General features: G+C 73.5%; 16 protein-coding genes. 7 read left to right on the top strand and 9 right to left on the bottom strand.

What is annotated here, in order from left to right; all coding sequences use genetic code 11:
• The first annotated feature begins 143 nt into the window (after positions 1-143).
• The 5 genes from cysC to O7627_RS04525 all read left to right on the top strand — a co-directional run bounded on the left by cysC (position 144) and on the right by O7627_RS04525 (position 6423).
• Positions 144-1697 (top strand): adenylyl-sulfate kinase, encoded by a 1554-nt coding sequence (gene cysC, locus O7627_RS04545; RefSeq protein ID WP_278092235.1) that lies wholly within the window; start codon positions 144-146, stop codon positions 1695-1697.
• A gap of 93 nt (positions 1698-1790) precedes the next feature.
• The gene (locus tag O7627_RS04540; protein WP_347404638.1) at positions 1791-3884 is read left to right on the top strand and encodes a beta-galactosidase; all 2094 of its coding nucleotides are present in this window, start codon (positions 1791-1793) and stop codon (positions 3882-3884) included.
• Positions 3884-4702, top strand: a complete 819-nt coding sequence (locus O7627_RS04535) for a DeoR/GlpR family DNA-binding transcription regulator (RefSeq protein WP_278092234.1) — start codon at positions 3884-3886, stop codon at positions 4700-4702. Before O7627_RS04540 ends, O7627_RS04535 begins: the two co-directional genes overlap by 1 nt.
• Positions 4699-5778, top strand: a complete 1080-nt coding sequence (galT, locus tag O7627_RS04530) for a galactose-1-phosphate uridylyltransferase (protein WP_278092233.1) — start codon at positions 4699-4701, stop codon at positions 5776-5778. The genes O7627_RS04535 and galT overlap by 4 nt, the downstream gene beginning before the upstream one ends.
• 36 nt (positions 5779-5814) lie before the next feature.
• Positions 5815-6423, top strand: coding sequence for a hypothetical protein (locus tag O7627_RS04525; protein WP_278092232.1), 609 nt, complete (start codon positions 5815-5817; stop codon positions 6421-6423).
• A gap of 54 nt (positions 6424-6477) precedes the next feature.
• Here O7627_RS04525 and O7627_RS04520 read toward each other — a convergent pair whose 3' ends face one another.
• Positions 6478-7428, bottom strand: a complete 951-nt coding sequence (locus tag O7627_RS04520) for an NAD-dependent epimerase/dehydratase family protein (RefSeq protein WP_278092231.1) — start codon at positions 7426-7428, stop codon at positions 6478-6480.
• Positions 7429-7592: 164 nt separating this feature from the next.
• Between O7627_RS04520 and O7627_RS04515 the strand changes: the two genes are divergently transcribed.
• On the top strand, positions 7593-9317 hold the full coding sequence (locus tag O7627_RS04515; RefSeq protein ID WP_278092230.1) for a serine/threonine-protein kinase: 1725 nt from the start codon (positions 7593-7595) through the stop codon (positions 9315-9317).
• A 207-nt stretch (positions 9318-9524) separates the two neighbouring features.
• Here the strand turns inward: O7627_RS04515 and O7627_RS04510 are convergent, their stop codons facing one another.
• From O7627_RS04510 to purN, 5 genes are all read right to left on the bottom strand, one after another.
• Entirely contained in the window at positions 9525-10742 is a 1218-nt protein-coding gene (locus O7627_RS04510) for an NADP-dependent isocitrate dehydrogenase (protein ID WP_278092229.1), read from the bottom strand.
• Between the two features lie 141 nt (positions 10743-10883).
• The gene (gene mdh / locus O7627_RS04505) at positions 10884-11834 is read right to left on the bottom strand and encodes a malate dehydrogenase (protein WP_278092228.1); all 951 of its coding nucleotides are present in this window, start codon (positions 11832-11834) and stop codon (positions 10884-10886) included.
• 97 nt (positions 11835-11931) lie between these two features.
• Positions 11932-12792 carry a bifunctional methylenetetrahydrofolate dehydrogenase/methenyltetrahydrofolate cyclohydrolase gene (locus tag O7627_RS04500; protein WP_278092227.1) on the bottom strand — a complete coding sequence of 287 codons (861 nt, stop codon included), beginning with the start codon at positions 12790-12792 and terminating at the stop codon, positions 11932-11934.
• 77 nt (positions 12793-12869) lie between these two features.
• Positions 12870-14453 (bottom strand): bifunctional phosphoribosylaminoimidazolecarboxamide formyltransferase/IMP cyclohydrolase, encoded by a 1584-nt coding sequence (gene purH / locus O7627_RS04495; RefSeq protein WP_278092226.1) that lies wholly within the window; start codon positions 14451-14453, stop codon positions 12870-12872.
• Entirely contained in the window at positions 14450-15070 is a 621-nt protein-coding gene (gene purN / locus O7627_RS04490; protein WP_278092225.1) for a phosphoribosylglycinamide formyltransferase, read from the bottom strand. Before purN ends, purH begins: the two co-directional genes overlap by 4 nt.
• Positions 15071-15257: 187 nt before the next feature.
• Here purN and O7627_RS04485 point away from each other — a divergent pair, with 187 nt between their 5' ends.
• The gene (locus tag O7627_RS04485; protein ID WP_278092224.1) at positions 15258-15542 is read left to right on the top strand and encodes a CD225/dispanin family protein; all 285 of its coding nucleotides are present in this window, start codon (positions 15258-15260) and stop codon (positions 15540-15542) included.
• Between the two features lie 98 nt (positions 15543-15640).
• Here the strand turns inward: O7627_RS04485 and O7627_RS04480 are convergent, their stop codons facing one another.
• The 3 genes from O7627_RS04480 to sucC form a co-directional block, all read right to left on the bottom strand.
• Positions 15641-16891, bottom strand: a complete 1251-nt coding sequence (locus O7627_RS04480) for a DUF6350 family protein (RefSeq protein ID WP_278092223.1) — start codon at positions 16889-16891, stop codon at positions 15641-15643.
• A gap of 65 nt (positions 16892-16956) precedes the next feature.
• Complete coding sequence (sucD, locus tag O7627_RS04475; protein WP_278092222.1) at positions 16957-17844, bottom strand: succinate--CoA ligase subunit alpha; 888 nt, start codon at positions 17842-17844, stop codon at positions 16957-16959.
• Positions 17845-17846: 2 nt separating this feature from the next.
• Positions 17847-19058: an ADP-forming succinate--CoA ligase subunit beta gene (sucC, locus tag O7627_RS04470; protein ID WP_278092221.1), complete on the bottom strand. Its 1212-nt coding sequence runs from the start codon at positions 19056-19058 to the stop codon at positions 17847-17849.
• Positions 19059-19101 lie beyond the last annotated feature (43 nt).

Here is a 19101-nt window from a genome sequence, read left to right as displayed (position 1 = left end):
GCTCGTCGCGAATCAGGGAACGCCCCGGTCCCATCCCTGAGGGGGTGGGTCCCGGCGAGTTGATCATTATCCGCTGGGGTGGCAGTCTCGACCGATCGGCGGCGGGCTGAGAAACTGTGGGCCGGTCCGGTGTTGGGGGTGGGATGAGCAACGGGTGGGTGCTGCCCGACGAGGTGCTGCGGGACGCTCCGGCGTACACCCCGCGCCCGTACGAGCTGGCTGATCTCGAACTGCTCCTGACCGGCGCGTATGCCCCGCTCACGGGCTTCCACACCCGGGCGGATCTGGCCGCCCTGGCGCGCCGCGGCCAGCTCGCCGACGGTACCCCCTGGCCGGTGCCGGTGACCCTGCAGGTGCCGGTCGCGATCGCCGAGCGGCTGGACCTCGCCAACCCGCTGCACCGGGCGCTGGTGCTGACCGACCCCGAGGACGCCCCGGTCGCCCTGCTCGACGTCAGCGACGTGTGGCCGACCCGGGACGGGCTGGCCGGGGTCGGCGGCAGCGTCCGCCGGCTCGGCGACGGCGGGCACGGCCCGTTCCAGCGGCTGCGGCGTACCCCGGAGGAGGTCCGGGGGTTGCTCCCGCCGGGCCGGGTGCTCGGCGTGGTGGCCGACCGGCCGCTGCACCGCCCGCAGCTCGCCCAGATCGCGCACGCCGCCCGGACCCTCGCCGCCCACCTGCTGATCCTGATCCCGATCAGCGAGCTCGGCGCCGACGGGCTGCCGCCGGAGGTGCTGGTCCGCAGCATCTTCGGGGCTCGCGACCGGATGCCGCCGGCCACCCTGGTGGCGGTGCCGATGGTGCGGCGCGGCGACGAGATCCGCGACGCCCTGCTGCGGGCCCGGGTGGCGGCGTCGTACGGGGTGACCCATCTGCTCTCCACCGGGGAGATGCTCACCGGCGGCGGGCTGCGGGTGCTGGTGCCGCGCGAGCTGGCGTACGACAACCGGGACGGTCAGTGGCGCTGGCGCGACGACATTCCACCCCGCAACCGTCGGCTGGCGCTCAGCCAGGCCGAGATCGAGGACCTGCTCGACCGGGGTTTCCCACTGCCCGAGTGGCACACCCCGCCGGCGGTGGCGAAGGAGCTGAGCCGGGCCCGGCCGCCGCGCCGGCACCGTGGTCTGGTGGTCTTCTTCACCGGCCTGTCCGGGTCGGGCAAGTCGACGATCGCCCGCGGGCTGGCCGACTCGTTGCGGGAGAGCGGCGACCGGACGGTCACCCTGCTCGACGGCGACGTGGTCCGCCGGGAACTCTCCGCCGGGCTCGGCTTCAGCAAGGCCGACCGGGATCTGAACGTCCGCCGGATCGGCTGGGTGGCGGCCGAGGTGGCCCGGCACCGGGGCATGGCGCTGTGCTGCCCGATCGCCCCGTACGCCCAGGCCCGGGCGACGGCCCGGCAGATGGCGTTGGCGGCCGGGGCGGGATTCCTGCTGGTGCACGTGGCGACCCCGCTTGAGGTCTGCGAGCAGCGGGACCGCAAGGGTCTCTACGCGCGCGCCCGGGCCGGTCAGATCACCGGGATGACCGGCATCGACGACCCGTACGAGGAGCCGACCGACGCCGACCTGGTCCTGGACACCAGCCGGATCACGGTGGCCGAGGGGGTCGACGCGGTGCTGGCGCACCTGACCGAGACCGGCTGGGTGGAGCCGAAGCTCGCCACCGGCCTGACCGGCCTGGTCGCCAGCCCCTGACCTGCGGCGACCCGCCCGTGGGCTTCCCTGGCATCAGCCCGCCCGCTAGTGTTCGTATCTGTTGGATTTCGTGCGGGCACGTTGGGAGTCGGTGTGGGCAAGCTGGTGCCGGGGATCCGCGGGATGGCCTACGGGGGCGACTACAACCCCGAGCAGTGGCCCGAGCAGGTCTGGGCCGAGGACGTGGCCCTGATGCGCGAGGCCGGGGTCAACCTGGTCAGCGTCGCCGTCTTCGGCTGGGCCTGGCTGGAACCCGCCCCGGGCCGGTACGAGTTCGACAAGCTGGACCGGATCATGGACGGGCTGCACGCCGGCGGGATCGCCGTCGACCTCGCCACCGCCACCGCCTCGCCGCCGATCTGGTTCTCCCGGGCGCACCCGGAGACGCTGCCGGTGGACGCCGCCGGGCGCCGGCTCACCTACGGCAGCCGGCAGGCGATCTGCCCCAGCTCACCGGTCTACCGGCGGGCCGCCCGCGACCTGACCGAACAGCTCGCCCGCCGCTACGCCGGGCACCCGGCGCTGGCCATGTGGCACGTGCACAACGAGTACGCCTGCCACAACGCGCACTGCTACTGCGAGGTGTCGGCCGCCGCGTTCCGGGACTGGCTGCGCGCCCGCTACGGCGACCTGGCCGGCCTCAACGATGCCTGGGGCACCGCGTTCTGGTCCCAGACCTACACCGACTGGGAGCAGGTGCAGCCGCCGCTGCCCACCCCGACGTCGGCCAACCCCGGGCAGCTGCTGGACTTCCGGCGGTTCAGCTCCGACGAGCACCTGGCCTGCTTCAGCGCCGAGCGGGACGTGCTGCACGAGCTGTCGCCCGGCGTACCGGTGACCACCAACCTGATGACCGGTAGCTGCTTCAACCTGGACTACTGGGCCTGGGCGCCGGAGTTGACCGGCCCGGACCGGCTGGTCTCCAACGACCACTACCTGCTCGGCGAGCACCCGTTGCCCGGGCCGGCGCAGATCGCCTTCGCCGCCGACCTGAGCCGCTCCCTGGCCGGCGGCCCGTGGCTGCTGATGGAGCACTCCACGAGCGCCGTCAACTGGCAGCCGCGTAACCTGCGCAAGCCCGCCGGCCAACTGGTCCGGGACAGCCTGGCGCACGTCGCCCGCGGCTCCGAGGGGGCGCTGTTCTTCCAGTGGCGGGCCAGCCGGGCCGGCTCGGAGAAGTGGCACTCGGCGATGGTTCCGCACGCCGGGACCGACTCGAAGATCTGGCGCGAGGTGGTCCAGCTCGGCCGGCACCTGCGGGCGCTGGCGCCGGTCGAGGGCGCCCGGACCGAGGCCCGGGTCGCGCTGCTGCTGGACTATCCGAGCGCCTGGGCGCAGGAGGCGCCGAACCAGCCGAGCACCGAGATGGTCGCCTTCGAGGAGATCCGGCGCTGGCACACCGCGCTCTGGCGGGCCGGGATCACCGCCGACCTGGCCCACCCCGGCGCCGACCTGACCGGCTACCGGCTGGTGCTGGCCCCGGCACTGTACGCGGTGGACGACACCGCGGTGGCCAACCTGGACGGATACCTGCGCGCCGGCGGCACGCTCGTGGTCGGGGCGTACAGCGGGCTGGTCGACGGCTGCGACCGGGTCCGACCGGCGCCGCTGCCCGGCGCGTTCGCCGCCCTGCTCGGCATCCGGGTCGAGGAGTTCGCGCCGCTGCCGGCCGGCGGCGCGGTCCGGCTCGACGACGGGGGTACGGGCGCCAACTGGACCGAGGAGCTGACCGCCCCGGACGCCGAGGTGGTGGCGCACTACGCCGACGGCCCGACCGCCGGCGGCCCGGCGATCACCCGCCGGGCGGCGACGCCTGCGGACCGGCCCCCCGCCGGAAGCGAAGCCGCCGAAAGCGAAGCCGGCGGAACCATCGGGACCGCTGGCGGGGCCGCCTGGTACGTCAGTACCCGGCTGGTCGACGCGGACCTGGGCCGGTTGCTCGGCGGGATCGCCGAGGCGGCCGGTGTCGGGCCGGATCACCCGGTGCCGCCCGGTGTAGAGGCGATCCGGCGCCGGCAGCCGGACGGCCGGTCGTACCTGTTCCTGCTCAACCACGGCGACGATCCGGCGGAGGTCGCGGCGGCCGGCGTCGACCTGCTGACCGGCACCGAGCACTTCGGGCCGGTGCGGTTGGCCGGCGGCGGGGTCGCGGTGCTCGCCGAGCCGCCGGCCCGGACAGCCGCGTGATGCTGGCCCCGCAGCGGCAGGCGGCGATCCTGGACCGGGTCCGGGTGACCGGCGGGGTCCGGGTCACCGACCTGGCCGCCGAGTTCGGCGTCTCGGACATGACCATCCGGCGGGACCTGGAGTCGCTGGCCGAGCGCGGCCTGCTCGCCAAGGTGCACGGCGGCGCGACGGTGGCCGGGGCGGGATCGACCGACGAGCCCGGCTTCGAGGCGAAGTCCGTCCGGCAGCGGGCGGAGAAGGCCGCCATCGGCGCCCGCGCCGCCCGGCTGGTCGCCCCGGGGATGGCGGTCGGGCTGTCGGCCGGCACCACCACCGTGGCGCTGGCCCGCCGGCTGCTCGGCGTCGCCGGGCTGACCGTGGTGACCAACTCGGTCCCGGTCGCCGACCTGTTCCACCGGGGCGGTCGCACCGACCAGACCGTCGTGCTCACCGGCGGCGTGCGTACCCCGTCGGACGCGCTGGTCGGGCCGGTGGCGGTGAACGCCATCCGGTCGCTCAACCTGGACCTGGTCTTCCTCGGCGTACACGGGATGAGCGAGCGGGCCGGCTTCACCACCCCGAACCTGATGGAGGCGGAGACCAACCGGGCGCTGGTCGCCGCCGCCGAACGGCTGGTGGTGCTGGCCGACCACAGCAAGTGGGAGATCGTCGGCATCTCGTCGATGGCCGCGCTGGCGCAGGCACACACCGTGGTCTGTGACCCGGGGCTGCCGGAGCACGCCCGTGCGGTGCTGCGCGAACACGTCGCCGACCTGCTGATCGCCGAGGCCGGATCGGCCGCCGACCCGGCACCGACGGCGGGCGGGGTGTCGGCATGAGACGGACCTCGATCGAGCTGGCCGACGGCCGGGAGCTGATCTACTTCGACGAGCGGGACGACGCCGTCCGCGAGGGGCCGGACCGGCGCGACCTTCCGGAGCCGCCGCCCGCCTCCCAACTGCGCTACGACCCACTCGTCGACGAGTGGGTGGCGGTCGCCGCGCACCGGCAGACCCGGATCTTCCTGCCCCCCAGCGACAAGTGCCCGCTCTGCCCCTCCACCCCGACCCGGTCGACCGAGATCCCGGCGTACGACTACGACGTCGCGGTCTTCGAGAACCGGTTCCCGTCGCTGAGCGACCGGGCCGGCGAACCGCCGGGCCAGGTCACCCCGTTCACCGCCAGCCGGCCCGGCGCCGGCCGCTGCGAGGTGGTCTGCTTCACCGCCGACCACGACGCCTCCTTCGCCACCCTGCCGCCGGCCCGGGTCCGCACCGTCCTGGACGCCCTCGCCGACCGGACCGACGCGCTGGCCGCACTGCCCGGGGTGGAGCAGGTCTTCTGCTTCGAGAACCGCGGCGTGGAGATCGGGGTGACCCTGCACCACCCGCACGGTCAGATCTACGCGTACCCGTTCGTGCCGCCGCGGACCCGGGCGATGCTCGCCGCCGCCGGCCGGTACGCCGACCGGACCGGCGGCCGCAATCTCTACGCCGACGTGCTGGCCGCCGAGCGGTCCGCGGGCGTCCGGGTGGTGGCCGACAACGAACACTGGACGGCGTACGTGCCGGCCGCCGCCCGCTGGCCGTTCGAGGTGCACCTGGCGCCGCACCGGCCGGTGCCGGACATCCCGGCGCTCGGCGACGCCGAACGGGCCGCGTTCGGGCCGCTCTACCTGGACGTGCTGGGCCGCTTCGACCGGCTGTTCGACCTGCCGATGCCGTACATCGCCGCCTGGCACCAGGCGCCGGTGCACACCGGCCGCGAGCTGAGCCACCTGCACCTGCAGGTGTTCAGCATCCGCCGGGCGGCGGACAAGCTGAAGTTCCTCGCCGGCTCGGAGTCGGCGATGGGGGTCTTCATCAACGACATCGCGCCGGAACGCGCCGCCGAACTGCTCCGGCAGGCCGGCTGACCGGCGGTTGCCCGTTCTGCGGCCTAGACTGGCGCCATGTCGGTCGATGCGCTCGACGCCTCGGAACGGTGGTTCCGGACGTTGGCGCTGGCCGGACTGGTGGCCGCGACGCTTATCGGCGGTGGCTGGTGGTGGGTCGCGAACGAGCCGGCCGTCGACGGGCGGCGGCTCACCCGCGGCGAGTTGCCCGGCGGCTCCTGGCCGACCGTGCCGCGGGGTGTCGAACCGGAGGACTCCTTCGTACTGCGGTTCGGCCCCGATGACCGGCTCGTCATGGATACCGCCACTCCGGGGCCGGTCCAGCCCAGTGGCCGGCGCCGGGACCTGCGGGCGGACGCCTGGCAACTGCTGCCCGACCGCCCCGGGCTGCTGGTCGCCGATGCCCGGGTGGTGACCGAGCAGGACGTGTTCTCGGTCGGCGTCGACCGGGTGGCCGCCGGGCGGTACCTCCTGGAGTGGTTCTGTCTGGGGCGCGGCGAGGTGCACATCTGGCGCGAGCGGGAGACCGACCGCCAAACCGTGGAGTGTCTGCCCTCCCCCACCGCGGTGTCCGTCACCGTCCCCGCGAACGGCGAGGTGCGGCTCAACATCCGGTGGACGTCGTCGGTCGCCGCGCTGATCGGCATCCAGATCTCGGTGACCTGACCGGGGCCCGGTCCGGGTGACCTGACCGGAGCATGGTCCCGGTGGCCCGACCGGTCAGCCCCAGGCCCGCCAGGCGTCGGCCAGGATCTGCTCCAGGTCGGACCGCTTCGGCTGCCAGCCGAGCAGATCCCGCGACCGGGTCGGGTCGGCGAGCAGCCGGGGCGGCTCCGGCCGGGGCGGCAACCGGCGCACACCGACGATCCGGCCGGTGACCCGCTCGGCGGCGGTCACCACGTCGGTCATGCTGACCCCGACCCCGGAGCCGACGTTGAACACCTCGTGCCGGCCGGGCGTGCACCGCGCCAGCGCCAGGCAGACCGCGTCCGCGGCGTCCGCGACGTGCACGAAATCGCGTACGGCGGAGCCGTCGCCGTTGAGGGTCACGTGCGGCAGCTGGCCGGTCATGGCCCGGAACACGTTCGGGATGATGCGCCCCGGATCGGTGTCGCCAACCCCGGCCACGGCGCCCGCGATGTTGAACGGCCGCAGCGTCACCGCGCCGACCGCGCCGGTCGCCGCGTACGCCGCCACCAGCTGCTCGGCGGCCAGTTTCGAGGCCGCGTACGGGCTCTCCGGGTGCGGGTCGAGGTGCTCGGCGAGGGCGCCGTGGTGCCGGGACCCGTACACGATGTTCGTGGAGACCAGGACGAAGGCCGGTGGCAGGCCGGCCCCGTCGGCGGCCGGCCCGGCCAGCGCCCGGAGCAGGTTGATCGTGCCGGCCGTGTTGACGTCGAAGTAGTCCAGCGGGTCGGCGAACGAGTCCCGGCCGCTGGTCAGCGCCGCCAGGTGGCAGACGGCGTCGAACTGGCCCGGCCGCACCACGTCGGCCAGGCCGCCGCGGTCGCGCAGGTCGGCGGTGAGCACCGCCACCCCGGCCGGCGGGTCGACCCGCTGCCGCTCCGGCCGTCGCCGGGTCAGCACGGTGACCCGGTGCCCCTGGGCGAGCAGCTCGCGGGTGACCGCGTACCCCAGAAAGCCGAGCCCACCGGTCACCAGGACGCGCACGACCATCCCCTTTGCTGGGAGCCACCACGGCCGACGGCTGACCCGGCCCGGACAGCCGCACCTTACCTGTTCCTTAAAGCCGGGTCGGTGCGCTCCGGGCGGCGGGTTCCTCACTGATCGACTGACTATCGTGTACCGCAGGTGACGAACGGAGACAACTGATCGTGCGGCAGACTCTGGTGGCCGGCCGGTACCGGCTGCTGCGGATGGTCGGCAGTGGCGGGATGGGGCAGGTCTGGTTGGCCCGGGACGAGTTGCTGCACCGGGACGTGGCGGTCAAGGAGATCCTGCCGCCCGGCTGGCTGGCCGAGAGCGAGCGGGAGCACCTGCGGGACCGGACCATGCGGGAGGCCCGGACCGCGGCCCGGCTCACCCACCCCAACGTGGTACGGATCTACGACGTGGTCACCGACGGCGGCAGTCCGTGGATCGTGATGGAGTACGTGCCGTCCCGCTCACTGCACGACGTGATCGAGTCCGACGGCCCGATGCCGCCGCGTCGGGTCGCCGAACTGGGGCTGGCTCTGCTCGACGCGTTGCGGGCGGCGCACGGCGCGGGGGTGCTGCACCGCGACGTCAAGCCGCACAACGTGCTGATCGCCGACGACGGTCGGGTGATGCTCACCGACTTCGGACTGGCCACCTTCGACGGTGACGGCGGGTTGACCAGGCCCGGGATGGTGCTGGGCTCGCCGCAGTACGTGGCACCGGAGCGGGTCGCCGACGGGATATCCACACCGGAGGGTGATCTGTGGTCGCTGGGCGCCAGCCTGTACGCGGCCGTCGAGGGACGCTCGCCGTACGCCCGCTCCAACCCGGTCGCCACCCTGGCCGCGCTCGCCACCGCGCCACCGGATCCGGCCCCGAACGCCGGCCCGCTCGCCCCGCTGCTGGCCGGGCTGCTCCGCCGCGACCCGGGCCACCGGCTGACCTCGGCCGAGGCGGACCGGATGCTGCGGTCGGTGCTCGAAGCGCACCGGTCGACGGCATTGGCCGGGCGGGCCGACGGGCCGGCCAGCACCGGCGAACCAGCGGGATCGGCGGACTCAGCCGGACCAGCCGGATCGGTGCCCGGGGGCGAGGCATCGGCACCGGTGTCGGTCAAGTCTGACGATTCGGGGTCCCTGGGCGGCCGCCGGCCGGCGCGTGGGTATCTGCTGCCGGTCGGGGTGGCGGTGCTGCTGGTGGTCACCCTCGGCCTGACCCTGGCGGCCGCGCAGGGGGTGCTGCCCGGGGACGGCGAGCCGTCCGCCGGGACGACCGTCCAGACCGAGCCGTCCGGGCGGGTGCCCCCGCCCCGACCGCCGGGTGCGCCGGACGGTCGGCCGGGTGGCCCGCCGGGACACGGTGGACCACCGCCGGTCGGGCCGCCGCCGTTCGGCTGTCGGCCACCGCCACCGCCGATCGGGCGGGTGGTGGCCGCCACCGTCGAACCGCCGGACGGCCCGACGCTGCTACCGGACTGGACCTGGCACACCGACCCGGCCGGGTTCCGGGTGGCCGCCCCGGTCGGCTGGGAGTACTTCACCGGCAACGACGTGCTCTGCTTCCACGAGCCGTTCGGGCCCCGGGTGCTGATCGTGGACCCGTCCCCGCCGGCCCGGGACGCCGAGGCGTACTGGGCGGTGCGGGAGCGGGACCTGCTCGGCGACGACCGGGTCACCAACTACATCCCGATCGGCAGCCGACCGCTGGACCGGTACGCCGGCACCGAGTGGGAGTTCCGGTGGACCGGGCCGGAGGGCCAGCCGTTGCACACCGCTGAGCTGCTGTTTCCGGTCTCGCCGGAGCGCGCCTTCGTGGTGGTCTGGCATACCCCGGAGTTCGACTGGCGTACCAATCTGCCGTTTCTGACGCTGATCCGGGACAGCTTCCAACCGGTCGGCTGAGCGGGGGGCGACTGGAGAAGGAAGGCGCGGGGGGCCCGGGACAGGGCCCCCCGCAGGGAAGGGACGGCCGGCTGTGCGAGACAGCCGGGAGGACCGGTCAATCCGGCGCGCGGCCGGACTGGCCCGACCCGGGCTGGTCCTCCTCGGACGCGACTGGCATCACGTCCACCCGGTTAAACGAGCGCGACCGGAGTACGGTGACGGCGGTCAGCGGCCGAGCCGGCGGGCCAGGTTCTCGTCCAGGGCGTTCATGAACTCGTCGGTGGTCAGCCACGGGGCGTCCCGCGAGATGAGCAGGGCGAGGTCCTTGGTCATCTGGCCGTCCTCGACGGTGGCGATGCAGACCTGCTCCAAAGTGTCGGCGAACTCGGTGACCGCCGGGGTGCCGTCCAGCTTGCCCCGGTGGGCCAGGCCCCGGGTCCACGCGAAGATCGACGCGATCGGGTTGGTCGAGGTCTTCTCACCCTTCTGCCACTGCCGGTAGTGCCGGGTGACCGTGCCGTGCGCGGCCTCCGCCTCGACGGTGCGGCCGTCGGGGGTCATCAGCACCGAGGTCATCAGGCCGAGCGAGCCGAAGCCCTGGGCGACGGTGTCGGACTGGACGTCACCGTCGTAGTTCTTGCAGGCCCAGACGAAGCCGCCCTCCCACTTGAGCGCGGCGGCCACCATGTCGTCGATCAGCCGGTGCTCGTAGGTGATGCCGGCGGCGTCGAACTCGGCCTTGAACTCGGCCTCGAAGACCTCCGCGAAGATGTCCTTGAACCGGCCGTCGTACGCCTTGAGGATGGTGTTCTTGGTGGAGAGGTAGACCGGGTAGCCGCGGTCGAGGCCGTACCGCATCGACGCGCGGGCGAAGTCCCGGATCGACTCGTCGAAGTTGTACATCCCCATCGTGACGCCGCCGCCGGGGAAGTTGGCGACCTCCATCTCGATCGGGGCGCCGCCGTCGGCCGGGGTGTAGGTGATGGTCACCGTGCCCGGGCCGGGCACCACGAAGTCGGTGGCCTTGTACTGGTCGCCGTGTGCGTGCCGGCCGATGATGATCGGCTTGGTCCAGCCGGGGACCAGTCGGGGTACGTTCGCCATGATGATCGGCTCGCGGAAGACCACGCCGCCGAGGATGTTGCGGATGGTGCCGTTCGGCGAGCGCCACATCTTCTTCAGGTCGAACTCGGCGACCCGGGCCTCGTCGGGGGTGATGGTGGCGCACTTCACGCCGACCCCGTGCTGCTTGATGGCGTTGGCCGCGTCGACGGTCACCTGGTCGTCGGTGGAGTCGCGGTACTGGATCGACAGGTCGTAGTAATGCAGGTCGACGTCGAGGTAGGGCAGGATCAGCTGCTCCCGGATCTGCTTCCAGATGATCCGGGTCATCTCGTCGCCGTCGAGTTCGACGACCGGGTTGGTCACCTTGATCTTCGCCATCGGCCGGGCGCTCCTCTCAGGGGACAGACTCAAGCAGTACGAGCGTACTGCAGGGGCGCCCGGGCCGCTCGCCCGGCCCGAAAGGCGCGGCGGGGCCCGGCGTCGACCGCCGGGCCCCGGATCGCCGTACCGGTGAACGGGTCAGAGGTCCGCCACGTCACCCTGCTTGGCGCGGACCGCCTCGGCCGCCGCCTTCAACGCGGTCAGCTCGTCGGCGTCCAGCTCGGTCTGGACGATCCGGCGTACCCCCTGCGCCCCCAGCTCCGCCTCGACGCCGAGGTAGACCCCGGAGATGCCGTAGTCGCCGTCGACCCAGGCGCAGACCGGCATCACCTCGCCGGAGTCCTGCGCGACCGCCCGGGCCATCCGCGCGGCGGCGGCCGACGGGGCGTAGTACGCCGAACCGGTCTTGAGCAGCGCCACCACCTCGGCACCGCCGTTGCGGGTCCGGACCACGAGCTCCTCGATCTGCTCGGCCGGCATGACCTCGCGCAGCGGCTTGCCGTTCACCGTGCTGCGCGACGGCACCGGCACCATGGTGTCGCCGTGTGAGCCGAGGGTGAGCGTCCTGACGGTGCCGACCGGCACCGAGAGCGCCTCGGCGACGAAGTGGCTGAACCGGGCGGTGTCCAGCATGCCGGCCTGGCCGAGCACCCGGTTGCGGGGGAAGCCGGTGGCCAGCTGCGCCATCGCGGTCATCTCGTCGAGCGGGTTGGAGACCACGATCACCACGGCGTCCGGCGCGTGCCGGGCGACCTGCTCGGAGACCTGACGGACGATCTTCGCGTTCGTCTCCAGCAGGTCCATCCGGCTCATGCCGGGCTTGCGGGGCAGCCCCGCGGTGATCACCACGACGTCGGACCCGGCGATCACCTCGTAACCCGCGCCGTCGGCGCCGGTGGTCTTGCCGACCACCAGGGTCTCGAAGCCCTCGATCGGCCGGGACTGGTTGATGTCGAGCGCCAACCCTTCCGGCTTGCCGTCCACGATGTCGGTGATCACGACCGTGTCGAAGATGTCGTACTCGGCGAGGCGCTGCGCGGTCGTCGATCCGTAGAAACCGGCGCCGACGACAGTGACCTTCTTACCCATGGTCATCCCACTCTCTGATACCAGAAGGGTTTTTCCGGACCGTATCAGCCATGTTTCCACCGATCGGGCCAGGGGCGGTGCCGGTTGACCGGATCACTCACCCGCGCTCGGCCCGCTCCACCACGTTCGTGAGCAGCATCGCCCGGGTCATCGGGCCCACCCCGCCCGGCATCGGGACCAGGGCGCCGGCCACCCCGGCGACCTCGGGGTCCACGTCGCCGGTGTAACGGCCCTTGCCGTCCGAGCCGATCACTCGGGTGATCCCGACGTCCACCACGACCGCGCCGGGCCGCACCATGTCGGCCGTGAGCAGCCCGGGTACGCCGGCCGCGACGATGACGATGTCGGCGGACCGGGTGTGCGCGGCGAGGTCGAGGGTGCCGGTGTGGCAGAGCGTCACGGTGGCGTTCTCGCTCCGCCGGGTCAGCAGCAGCCCGAGCGGGCGGCCGACCGTGTTGCCCCGGCCGACCACCGCGACGTTCGCCCCGCGCAACGGCACCTCGTGCCGGCGCAGCAGCTCGACCACCCCGCGCGGGGTGCAGGGCAGCGGGCCGTCGTAGCCGAGCACCAGCCGGCCCAGGTTGACCGGGTGCAGGCCGTCGGCATCCTTGTCCGGGTCGATCGACTCCAGCACCCGCTGGGTGTCGATCTGCGCCGGCAGCGGGAGCTGGACGAGATAGCCGTGGCAGGCCGGATCCGCGTTCAGCTCGGCTACCACCTCGTCCACCTGGCGCTGGGTCGCGTCGGCGGGCAGCTCCCGGCGGATCGAGGCGATCCCCACCTCCGCGCAGTCGCGGTGTTTGCCGTTCACGTACGCCTGGGAGCCGGGGTCCTCGCCGACCAGGACGGTGCCCAGGCCCGGGACGACGCCGCGTTCCGCGAGCGCCTTCACCCGGGCCCGCAGCTCGTCCTTGATCTCCGCCGCGGTCGCCTTGCCATCAAGAATCGTCGCCGTCACACCCGGATGGTCTCACGCGCCGCGATCCGGCTCGCCGGCCCCGGCGAAGGGTGTGGCCTGGCTGACTCGTGGGGCGGCTAGTGGAAGAAGTGCCGGGTGCCGGTGAAGTACATGGTGGCGCCGGCCTCCTTCGCGGCCGCGATGGCCTCCTCGTCGCGGATCGAACCGCCCGGCTGCACCACCGCCCGGACCCCGGCGTCGAGCAGCACCCGCAGCCCGTCGGCGAACGGGAAGAACGCGTCCGAGGCGGCCACCGCCCCCCGGGCCCGGTCGGCGCCGGCCCGGGAAACCGCCAGCTGGGCGGCGTCCACCCGGTTCACCTGGCCCATCCCGACCCCGACCGTGGCGCCGTCGGCGGCCAGCAGGATCGCGTTGCTCTTCACCGACCGGATGGCCCGCCAGGCGAACGCCAGGTCGCGCAGCACCTCGGGGGGCGCCGCGTCACCGGCGGCCAGCCGCCAGGCGGCCGGGTCGTCGCCGGGGGCGTCCACCCGGTCGGCGGTCTGGGCCAGCACCCCGCCGGTCACCGGCCGCCACTCGACGGCCGCCGGCCGCCAGGCCGGCACCCGCAGCAGCCGGATGTTCTTCTTGCCGGTCAACACCTCGATCGCCTCGTCGGTGAACGCCGGCGCCACCACCACCTCGGTGAAGATCTCGGCGACCTGCCGGGCCAGCTCCGCGGTGACCGGCTGGTTGACCGCGATCACTCCGCCGTACGCCGACACCGGGTCGCAGGCGTGCGCCTTGCGGTGCGCGTCGGCCACGTCGGCGCCGAGGGCGATCCCACACGGGTTCGCGTGCTTGATGATCGCCACCACCGGCAGGTCCGGGCCGTAGTCGTTCGCCGCCCGCCAGGCCGCGTCGGCGTCGACGTAGTTGTTGTACGACATCTCCTTGCCGTGCAGCTGCTCGGCCTGGGCCAGCCCGGCCGGCGCCGCCGGGTCCAGGTAGAGCGCGGCCCGCTGGTGCGGGTTCTCGCCGTAGCGCAGGGTGGCACCACGCCGCAGCGCCAACCCGGCGAACTCCGGCCACCACTCGCCGGCCGGCGCCAACTCCTGGGCACACCAGTCGGCCACCGCCACGTCGTACTCGGCGATGTCGGCGAACGCCCGGGCCGCCAGCGCCCGCCGCTGGCCGAGGGTGAAGCCACCACCCGCCAGGGCGTTCACCACCAGCGGGTACGCCGAGACCTGGGTCACCACCGCCAGCGAGTGGTGGTTCTTCGCGGCGGCCCGGACCATCGCCGGCCCGCCGATGTCGATCTGCTCCACGCACTCGTCGGCCGAGGCCCCGGAGGCCACCGTCTGCTGGAACGGGTAGAGGTTCGACACCAGCAGGTCGAACGGTTCGATCCCCAGTTCGTCGAGCTGCCGGGCGTGGCCGTCCAGCCGCAGGTCGGCCAGGAGTCCGGCGTGCACCTTCGGGTGCAGGGTCTTGACCCGCCCGTCCAGGCACTCGGGGAAGCCGGTCAGCTTCTCCACCGCGGTCACCGGGACACCGGCCGCCTCGATCGTCGACGCCGTGCTGCCGGTGGAGACGATCTCGACGCCGGCGGCGTGCAGCGTCCGGGCCAGGTCGACCAGCCCGGTCTTGTCGTACACGCTGATCAGGGCGCGCCGGATCGGGCGCCGGGCGTCGGAGGCGGAGCCGCTCTCGCTCACGGGATGGTGACCTTTCTTCCGGTGATCGTCCAGCCTTCGCGGACCAGCCGGCCGACCTGCTCGACGAGCTGGCGGCGCTCGGCCTGCTTGATCCGTTCGGTGAGGGTTTCCTCGTCGTCGTCGTCGAGCACCGGGACCGCCACCTGGGCGATGATCGGGCCGGTGTCGACGCCCGCGTCGACGAAGAAGAGGGTGGCGCCGGCCAGCTTGACCCCGTACGCCAGGGCGTCACGCGGGCCGTGCATACCGGGGAACGCCGGCAGCAGCGCGTTGTGCGTGTTGAGGTATCGGTCGCCGAAGGCGGCGAGGAAGTGTGGGCCGACCAGCTTGAGGAAGCCGGCCGAGATCACCAGGTCCGGCTTGTGCTCCGCGACCAGCGCGGTGAGCGCGACGTCCCACTCCGCGCGGCTCGGGTAGGCACGCACCGGCGCCACGAAGGTCGGCACCGAGGCCGCCGCGGCCCGGTCCAGGCCGGCGATGCCGTCCCGGTCGGCGCCGACCGCGACCACCCGCGCGCCGTACCCGGGGTCGGCGCACGCGTCGAGCAGCGCCTGCAGGTTGCTTCCGGAGCCGGAGATGAGCACGAGCAGTCGGGCGGCGGAGGCGGGCTCGGTCACGTAGAGCACCCTATCGGCCTGGTCGGCGGGGCCTCGCGGGGGCGCCCGCGGCCGAAGCGTGACCGGCACGGGCAAGCCAACGTGGTGCGAATTCGGTACGCTGCCGGTCGCTCCGACCGGTGGTCGCCAGCCCCGGTCCCGGAACGTTAGCCGCACGCAGAGTGCCCAATCAAGGAGTTCAACACCAATGCAGCCTGGTTACCAGTCGCAGCCGCCGCAGCAGGTCGACAACAACATGACGATGTCCATCGTCGCCATCTTCCTGTGCTGGCCGCTCGCCATCCCGGCCATCATCAACGCCTCCAAGGTGAACCCGCTGCTCCAGCAGGGCGACTACGCCGGGGCGCAGGCCGCCGCGGCCGAGTCCAAGAAGTGGTCGAAGCTGGCCCTCATCATCGGTCTGGTTCTCTGGGGCATCGGCATCCTGTGCTGCATCATCAGCACGGTGATGAGCGCCAGCAGCGGCGTCTGAGAACCGAACGGCTCGACACCGTGACCGGCCTGGCCGGTCGGTAGCAGCGGGCGGGGCACTCCGGCAGCGGCCGGGGTGCCCCGCCGCCGCATTCCAGGTCAGCGGGTGGCGAGGGCGCGGTTGCCGGCGGCGCCGACCATCGCCCCGACCGCCAGCACGGCGGTCGCGACGGCCGCGACCTGCCAGCCGACCGGTCCGATCTCGGCCAGCCGGCCGCCACCGAGGGGGCCACCGGAGGCGCTGGCGGCCAGCCCGAGCACTCCTCCGGCCACCGGGCCGCTGACCGCGGCCGCGCCGAGCAGCCCGCGCCAGCCGATCGGGGCCCGTTCGCCGGCCGAGCGCATCAGCCGCCGGGCGAGCAGCCAGCCGGCGGTCATCCCGGCCAGCACCGGCACCGCGAGCAGGCCGGCCCCGACCGGGCCGGCGGGGCCGTGTGGCAGTCCGGCCAGCAACGGTACGGTCGGCAGCGCGCCGATCGAGACCTCGCTGGTGCGGACGACGGTGTCGGTGCCGACGGCGAAGCCGGGACCGAGCAGGTAGCTGGCCGACCAGACGGCGGCGTTCGGCGCGTAGGCGAGGCTGACCAGGGTGATGCCGGCCTGGCCGGGCACTCCGGTGCGGTAGGCGCCGATCATGTCGCTGGCCGCCCCGCCCCCGGTGGCCATGGCGAGTCCGGCGGCGCCGGCGCCGGCGCCGAGCAGCAGCAGCGCGGCGACCATCCCGGTACGCAGCCCGTCCCGCAGCACCGCCGGGGTTCGCCGGGCCAGCCCGCCCAGCGCGCCGGTGGTCCGCAGCGCGCCGACCAGAGCGGCCAGCGCGCCGAAGCCGGTCAGGGTGAGGGCTGCGCGGAACCCGGAGACCGAGGTTCCCCCGCTGGACAGGATGCCGGCCGCGAGCAGCCCGAGCAGGCCGTACCAGAGGCCGACCGCGCCGGCGGCGGAGAGGGCCTGCGCCGGCGTGCCCCCGCCCCGGGCGCCGATCGCGCGGCTGGCGTGCACTCCGGCCCGGCTGAGCCGCCAGGCGGCGATCGCACCGAGGGCCAGCGGTACGAGCCCGAACCGGCCGGCGCTGGTCTCCAGGGGTACGCCGTGGCCGAGCAGCCAGCCGGCCAGCCCGACCCGGGCGGCACCGCCGATCGTGCCGGCGTCCTCGGCGAGCTGGGCCAGGCCCATCACGGCCGCGACCGGCAGGTAGGAGAGGATGGCCGCCCAGCCGGCGGCGACGGCCGCGGCGACGGCGAGCGGTGCCCGGCCACCGCCGGGCCGCGCCGACCCGGCCCGCGCCGACCCGGTCGGCCGCGGGGCCGGTCGGGTCGGCTGGCGGGACTGGTCAGGGGTGCTGGCTGGCATCGGTACCTACTGTGGCACGCCGGAGCGGCCGGTAGGGGTCCGACACCACCGGGATTCCCCGTCGATCAGCCGCCGGACATGATGTCGCGCATCAGCCGGGCGGTCTCGCTGGGCGTCTTGCCGACCCGGACGCCGACCGCTTCCAGGGCGGCCTGCTTGGCGTCGGCGGTGCCGGACGAGCCGGAGATGATGGCACCGGCGTGCCCCATCGTCTTGCCGGCCGGCGCGGTGAAGCCGGCGATGTAGCCGACCACCGGCTTTGTCACGTTGGACTTGATGAACTCGGCCGCCCGCTCCTCGGCGTCGCCGCCGATCTCGCCGATCATCACGATCGCGTCGGTCTCCGGGTCGTCCTGGAAGGCGGCCAGGGCGTCGATGTGGGTGGTTCCGATGATCGGGTCACCGCCGATCCCGACGCAGGTCGAGAAGCCGATGTCCCGCAGCTCGTACATCATCTGGTAGGTGAGCGTGCCGCTCTTGCTGACCAGGCCGATCCGGCCGGAGCCGGTGATGTCGGCGGGGATGATGCCGGCGTTGGAGGCGCCCGGGGAGGCGATGCCGGGGCAGTTCGGGCCGACGATGCGGGTCCGTCCGCCCTGGGCGAGGTTGTACGCCCAGAACGCGGCGGTGTCGTGCACCGGGATGCCCTCGGTGATCACCACGGCCAGCCCGATGCCGGCGTCCACCGCCTCGATGACGGCGCCCTTGGTGAACTGCGGGGGGACGAAGATGACGGTGACGTCGGCGCCGGTGGCCGCCATGGCCTCGGCGACTCCTGCGAACACCGGCAGCTCGGTGCCGTCGAAGTCGACCGACTGGCCGGCCTTGCGGGGATTCACCCCGCCGACGATGGCGGTGCCGGCGGCCAGCATCCGCTTGGTGTGCTTGGAACCCTCGGACCCGGTCATCCCCTGGACGATGACCTTCGAGTCCTTGGTCAGCCAGATTGCCATGATCAGATTCCCATCCCGGCCGAGCCGCCGGCCGACGTAGCGCCGGTGGCCGCGAGTTCGGCGGCCCGCTCGGCCGCGCCATCCATAGTGTCCACCCGTTCGACGAGCGGGTTGCCGGCGCCGTCGAGGATCGCCCGGCCCGCCTCGGCGTTGTTGCCGTCGAGCCGCACCACCAGGGGCTTCTCGACCCGCTCGCCGCGCTGCTCCAGCAGCGCCAGCGCCTGCACGATGCCGTTGGCGACCTCGTCACAGGCGGTGATGCCGCCGAACACGTTGACGAAGACGCTCTTCACGGCGGGGTCGGAGAGCACGATCTCCAGACCGTTGGCCATCACCGCCGCGCTGGCGCCGCCGCCGATGTCCAGGAAGTTGGCCGGCTTCACCCCGCCGCGGGACTCACCGGCGTAGGCGACCACGTCAAGGGTGGACATCACCAGGCCGGCCCCGTTGCCGATGATGCCGACCTCACCGTCGAGCTTGACGTAGTTGAGGTCCTTCTCCTTGGCCCGCTGCTCCAGCGGGTCGACGGCGGCCTGGTCGACCATCGCCTCGTGGTCCGGGTGCCGGAACGCGGCGTTGGCGTCCAGGGTCACCTTGGCGTCCAGGCAGAGCACCTGACCCTCGGTGGTGCGGGCCAGCGGGTTGACCTCGACGAGGGTGGCGTCCTCGGCGACGAACGCCTGCCAGAGCCGGACCGCGATGGCGGTGACCTGGTCGGCGACGTCGGCCGGGAAGCCGGCCGCGGTGACGATCTCGCGGGCCTTCGCCTCGTCGACCCCGACGTTGGCGTCGATGGGCGCCTTGACGACCTTCTCCGGCGCCTCCTCGGCGACCTGCTCGATCTCCATGCCGCCGGCCACGCTGGCGATGCAGAGGAAGGTGCGGTTGGCGCGGTCGAGCAGGTAGGAGAAGTAGTACTCCTCGGCGATGTCGGCCGTCACCGTCAGCATGACCTTGTGGACCTGGTGGCCCTTGATGTCCATGCCGAGGATGTCGGTGGCCCGGGCCACCGCCTCGTCGACGTCGTCGGCCAGCTTCACCCCGCCGGCCTTGCCCCGCCCACCGACCTTCACCTGGGCCTTGACGACCACCCGGCCACCGAGGCGCTCGGCGATCGCCCGCGCCTCCTCAGGGGTCGTCGCGACGCCGCCGGCGAGCACGGGCAACCCGTGCCGCTCGAACAGCTCACGCCCCTGGTATTCGTACAGGTCCACGATCGCGCGTCCCGTCCCGTCTTGGCGACGCGCCATCGCGCCG

It is taken from the genome of Solwaraspora sp. WMMD1047 (assembly GCF_029626155.1).
In the GTDB taxonomy this organism is placed as follows: domain Bacteria; phylum Actinomycetota; class Actinomycetes; order Mycobacteriales; family Micromonosporaceae; genus WMMD1047.
This window is presented reverse-complemented; position numbering and strand designations above follow the sequence as displayed.